This is a genomic window from Dolichospermum sp. LEGE 00246 (assembly GCF_015207865.1).
Classification (GTDB): domain Bacteria; phylum Cyanobacteriota; class Cyanobacteriia; order Cyanobacteriales; family Nostocaceae; genus Dolichospermum; species Dolichospermum heterosporum.
The window spans coordinates 1-5,727 of sequence record NZ_JADEWA010000357.1 but is presented as its reverse complement, the minus strand read 5'-3'; the positions used below and the strand labels follow the sequence as shown (position 1 = coordinate 5,727).

5 protein-coding genes are annotated in these 5,727 nt (G+C 37.8%); 2 read left to right on the top strand and 3 right to left on the bottom strand.

Annotated features, from left to right (window positions below; translation table 11 throughout):
• Positions 1-118: 118 nt before the first annotated feature.
• Complete coding sequence (locus IQ228_RS19590) at positions 119-370, top strand: hypothetical protein (RefSeq protein ID WP_027403629.1); 252 nt, start codon at positions 119-121, stop codon at positions 368-370.
• A gap of 75 nt (positions 371-445) precedes the next feature.
• Here the strand turns inward: IQ228_RS19590 and IQ228_RS19585 are convergent, their stop codons facing one another.
• Positions 446-2,044 carry an Hsp70 family protein gene (locus tag IQ228_RS19585; protein ID WP_027403628.1) on the bottom strand — a complete coding sequence of 533 codons (1,599 nt, stop codon included), beginning with the start codon at positions 2,042-2,044 and terminating at the stop codon, positions 446-448.
• Positions 2,045-2,205: 161 nt separating this feature from the next.
• Here IQ228_RS19585 and IQ228_RS19580 point away from each other — a divergent pair, with 161 nt between their 5' ends.
• Positions 2,206-3,597, top strand: a complete 1,392-nt coding sequence (locus IQ228_RS19580) for a hypothetical protein (RefSeq protein ID WP_193964038.1) — start codon at positions 2,206-2,208, stop codon at positions 3,595-3,597.
• A 221-nt stretch (positions 3,598-3,818) separates the two neighbouring features.
• Here the strand turns inward: IQ228_RS19580 and IQ228_RS19575 are convergent, their stop codons facing one another.
• Together IQ228_RS19575 and IQ228_RS19570 are read right to left on the bottom strand one after the other, a co-directional pair.
• A complete protein-coding gene (locus IQ228_RS19575; RefSeq protein WP_193964036.1) occupies positions 3,819-4,433 on the bottom strand; it encodes an exopolysaccharide biosynthesis protein in 615 nt (204 codons plus the stop codon).
• A 210-nt stretch (positions 4,434-4,643) separates the two neighbouring features.
• A complete protein-coding gene (locus tag IQ228_RS19570; protein ID WP_193964034.1) occupies positions 4,644-5,513 on the bottom strand; it encodes a lipid kinase in 870 nt (289 codons plus the stop codon).
• Positions 5,514-5,727: the final 214 nt, after the last annotated feature.

The window sequence follows — 5,727 nt, the reverse complement described above, 5'->3', positions numbered from 1 at the left end:
GAGTAGGGGAGTAGGGGGAGTAGGGGGAACGGAATTTTACTGATGACAACGGACAACGGACAACGGACAACGGACAACGGACAATGGACAACTGACAACTGACAACTAACTAATCAAAATGAAAGACAAATTATTAAACTGGCTTAATTTCATATTAGTTGCTGATGTTTTCCTAGTAATTTTTGGTTTTGGGTGGCTTGTGATAGCCGTGATTGGTGATGCTTCTGGAATAAACCTGGGATTAGATTTGTGGCACCAACTGTGGATACCAGTATTTAACCCCGCTATTGGTATATTGATGGGCGGTGCGTTACTTAGTGGTATTATTAGCTGGGTATCTAAAAAGCTGACTAAAAATGAGTTATCGTAAATTTTACTCATTAATCTTGCAGAAGCGTGTAATTTTCGCCCTCTGTTGTATAGCGCTGGACAAAAACCGCTATACTCAACTTAATTGTGCCACAAGTTGATTCTCTACTAAGGTGTTGTTGGTTAATAAGTCTTTAACTGTGATTCTTAAAAACTGTTGTTCATCTACTTGAAAATAGATTTTAATGCGATCGCTGCCGGGAAATCCTGGAGGTTGGAGTTTGGCGATTTTACTGGCATTTACAGTATCATTCAGGGGTTTAACGGTAGTTACACGAGTATCAAGCTGACGAGTAATTAAGCGATCGCCATCAAAGTATATCTCTGTCGCACCTGTTTCTGCACCTAATTCCCCGATAATTAACTCAATGCTGGGTTGATTGTCTACGGAAGCGCCTAAGACTAATTCTACGGGTTGAGTCATGGGGTAAGGTTGTCCGGTTTTAATGATAGGATGCCAGCTATGACCTTGATTACGGCGATTCCAATAACGCACACCATAGCTATGATAAAGGTAGTCTTTAATTTCTATGCCTTGGGTGATTTGTAATGCACCATGAGCGATCGCTTCAAAAGGCAGACGACGACGGATTTTTTCTGGTTTAAAATATTTTTCTATCCATGTCTGCACCACTGGTAATTGTACAGTTCCACCAACTAATAATACTGCATTAATATCATCAATTTCTATGCCATAGCGTCGCGCTTGCTGTAGTAATGTCATCATTGAATCATGCAGCTTATCGAAAAATCCGTTTTCTTTCAAGATATTTTCAAAGGTGTAACGATCAAGATCCATTTCATAACTTTCAAAAGTTTGATCATTAAAATAAACTTCACTAGCTTGATCATGAGTAGATAACTGAATTTTCACTCGTTCCGCGAGTCGTGCGGTGAGAGAACTAACTGGTAATCCCTGGGTTTTTGCAAAATAATCTACTATCCAATTATCAATATCAGTTCCGCCGAGATTTTGCCCTGCTTTAGCTAATACACGGGCTGTTTTAGGCTTTTGTTTAGAATCTTCACCTAGAGTTTTATCACCCCATTTAAGGAGAAATCCTAAAGGTTTGGTTTTAGCCTGTTTCCCCTGATCTAAGCTTACCAAAGACAAATCTAATGTTCCTCCACCAAAGTCAACAACCAAGAGAGTTCCTTGATCTGCTAAACCATACCCCAAAGCCGCAGCGGTGGGTTCATCTAACATTCGTATTTGTGCGACGGGTAGTGATTGACAAACTTTCCCTAACCAATAACGATAGGCTTCAAAGCTGTCTACAGGTGCAGTTAAAACTAAAGAATCTATGTTCCCTTCCAGGATGGCTAATTCGGCAATTACTTGGCTTAAAAACCATTGTCCTACTTGTTCAAAGGTAATGTTTTTACCATCCAGTTCTGGTAAAAAACCCTGAATATCTGCACCGATACCGCGTTTAAAGTTACGGAAAAATCTTTGATCAGTTTTTATATCTAAACCGCGATCACATACCTGTTGTCCAGCTATAATTGTCTCCGCACTGGCATTTTCTACATAAACTAAGCTGGGTATCAGTGGTGGGTTGAGGAATTGTTGCGCTGATAACCCAGGCAGATTTAGGGTTTCTGCTTGTTGAGTAACAGGATTCCAACGAGTGATAACTGTGTTACTTGTGCCAAAATCAATAGCGATCGCCATATCTTAGTATTATTTCCGAAAATAGAGAACAGAATGGAGGGGGCATGGGGATAATTACCAATTACCAATTACCCACTACCTATTACCAGAATAAACTATCTAACTAGCAACTTTTGTGGTATCAAATCTGTCATATTGTAAAAACTACCCAAATATCCATTATGTCTATTGACGCTAAAGGTATTCCTGGTTTACCTGATTTAACACATCCCCAGGAATTACTGCAATTTGGTACTCAATTACTCCAAAGTTCACTATTATTATTTTTTTTAATTATAGCCTTGGGAGTGGCAATTGCCCTAATTAGTTTTTCTCTGCGAAGATATGGGACCGAACAAGCGGTTTTTTTCGGTCAATGGTCAATTCGTTACTCCCAATTATTGCAAGGATTACAGCATTTAGCTTTAATTTTAATTTTGTTAGTAACTGGCTTTTTTTTGTGTTCAACTTTAAGCAATCGTTACCATGATTGGGAACAGGCAAAAGTCTCTCAAGTTGCGGCTAATGTAGCAGGTGATAAACTCGAACAAATTTCTCCCCAAATTCGCTACGTTACTGAAGAACCTTATGTTTATACTACCCAAGTTAATGGAAAAATAGTCAAAGTTAATGACAAACAAAAAGTTACTCGTTACCTAGCTTTAGCAAGTTCAGAAATTCAAGTTAAAATTAATCAAAGTGTAGATGTCCAAAATCGTAGTTCTATTTATCAGACAGACTATACAGCTAATTACAAAGTTATTAACCAACTGAGTAATATTAATAGTTTTCTCTTGGAAGTACCACCCCCTAATGGTTCTTTTATCCTGCGCGGTTACAAAGTAGAACGGGATGGGACAAGACTAAAACAAACAAATAACGATGATTATAGTTTTCCTTTTCGCTTAGAACCGGGACAAGAAACTATTTTTAAAGTTACCTATAAAGCCGATGGTGGTCCTCGCTGGGTTTATAGTGCCGCAAATCAGTTACTTTCGCAATTTAGGCTGGTGGCGATCGCTAATTTTAATAATGCTGATTTTGCCAGTGGGATTACTCCTGATGATATTAAAGTTGATGACAAAAGCACTCAATTCACTTGGACTTTTGCCGAAAATGTGGCTGTAAAAAATCCTTTTGGTGTCTTTACTAGCACTAAACCTATTGGGAAAAATGGCATTATTCCCCGGTTGTTGTTGTTAGCACCGGCTTTGTTTTTATGGTGGATATTGCTGCTGTACTTATCCCTACCCATGACTTTGAAAAATGTCGCCATTGCTGGAGGCATTTTCTTTGCTTGTTTATTAACACTAACCTATCTGTCACGGGTAATTAATGCTGAATTAGCTTGGTTGATGATGGCACTAATTTTATTAGCTTTAAGTTATGGTTTAGGTACAAATCGCCGTGTTTCTTTAGCAGCAATTATTTGTACAATCTCTGGAGTTGTTTTACCTGTATTTGGGTTATTAATTCCTTTTACTGGCTTAACCTTGAGTATTGCTGGGTTACTATCAGCCGCATGGTTAGCCGTGCTACATTGGTACGGGTGGTACAATTTACGAGAGAATTAAATTAATTAATTTAGATCCCCGACTTCTTTAAGAAGTCGGGAATCTGGTAGTTTAGCAGCATAGAAAAATCAAAGTTCCACCCAAACTATCCGGATGGAGGAAGACAGGCAATGGATACTCAAATAGTAGATGCACCTTAATTAAACCATTACCCTCGGCTTTTAGCTGGGGGTTTTTCTTGGCTTTGGGATTTCTATCCTAGCAACATATCATGGGAAATGTCAAAAATTTTCTTTGAAAATAGCAGGCAGTAAATTGGGGGCTAACCATAGGGCATAACCAATAAAACCAAATAGTATAGTAATTAAAAGAGTAGCAATATAGCTAATACACATTAGTAAACCATCCGATTCAATGGTCGCAACGGCTAAAAGTAAAATTCCCACAGTCGGAATAGGATTGGTAAAAGGAATGGGGGAAATTAATAATATTGTTAACCAAGAGATGCACAGCCCGTTAAATCGCCAAATCCAAGCATGATTAGCGACTTTTTGTAATCGGGGACGGGCAATTTTTTCTAATATCCTGGTAACACGACGCAGATTTTGTAAGATGATTTTAGCGAAAGCGTTGGGAAATTTATAATTAGCAATTTTTTTGGGTAGCCAAGGCGTTCTTCTTCCTAAAACCATTTGCAATGATAATAATAAACAAGTACCACCTAAAGGACTAGTCACGCCTGGAGGCATAGGAAATAAAAAAGGTAATACTAGTAATGTGATTACCAAGCTAAACCCCCGTTCAGAAGTTTCTGCGAGGATATCACCTAAAGTTAGCGGCTGTTCACTTAAACGTTCTAAAAGAGATTTAATTTCTTGAGAAAAGCGTAAATTCATAGCTATGATTTTAATGATTTTTGTGATTCCTATAATACAGCAAAATTGAGGAGTGAACCCCTCTAGATGCTTACTTGTTGACAGATAGGAGTTTTGATGTTGATTTTTTACCTCGTTGACTGGCAACCTGCTGTTTAATTACATAAATAATAGTCAAGATATCATCAAATAAATCAGATGAATCAGGTAAATCATAGTTTAAGATGATAGTTAGGGTGCTAAAACAGCGATCGCTTGAGGAACAACCCGAAACACAGCCGGAGTATGGGTGGTGATTTCTCCATCTGTATTAATAGAATGGGGCCTGCGAGTGTATACTGTGATTTCCTGACCTTCCAGGGCGCGAACATTTTGCCAATGAATATGTCGTCCTTGACGCATAGCCGGCAGCAAAGGCAGAATTTGCCACCAATGATCAATTTCTAAGCTATAAAGATCCAGCCTTTGATCATCTATAGCCGCATCGTGAACTACGGCCATCCCCCCACCATAATAGCGACCATTACCCACAGCAATTTGCACAGTTTTAACATAAATTGATTCATCATTCATGCGAATTTCTGCACTAAAAGGGCGAGATTTCCAAATTACTTGCAATGCAATTGCCGCATAAGCAAATATACCCCAACGGCGTTTAATTTCCTTAGTTAATTGTTGAGTAATTTTTACACTTAACCCCAAACTAGCCACATTAAAAAAATATTTGCCATTTACAGAACCTAAATCAATCCTGCGTAACTTTCCAGAAGCAATAATTTGACACGCTTCTATTAAAGAGTTAGGAATTCCTAAAGTCCTTGCTAAGTCGTTAGCAGTTCCTAATGGTAAAATACCCAAAGGTAATTGAGTCTCAACTATCGCCTCAATAGCAGCATTAAGTGTACCATCACCACCACCCACAATTACCAAATTTATTTCTTGTTGATAATGCCGAATCAAATCACCTAATTGATGTGGGTGTTCTGTAGATTCTGTAATTATCTCTAAACCCAATTTATTTAAACAATTTATCGCTTCTTGGTAACGTTCTTGTCCTTGACGGGAATTACTATTTACTAACAATAGTGCGCGGATACTCATTTTAGCTGCCTTTTGTAGTTTGTATATGGAATTATTTACATCAATTTACTGAAAATCTCAGTGCAGGATGATTAAAAGGTTGAGACTTAACTGATTATACAATACAGCAATATGGTTCTAGTATAACGGAGCATCAATTATTTGGTTTTGTATATAGTAATCATTATTTAGTTTGAATAAAAATATTCCCAACTTATTTATATCTATCTAAAGG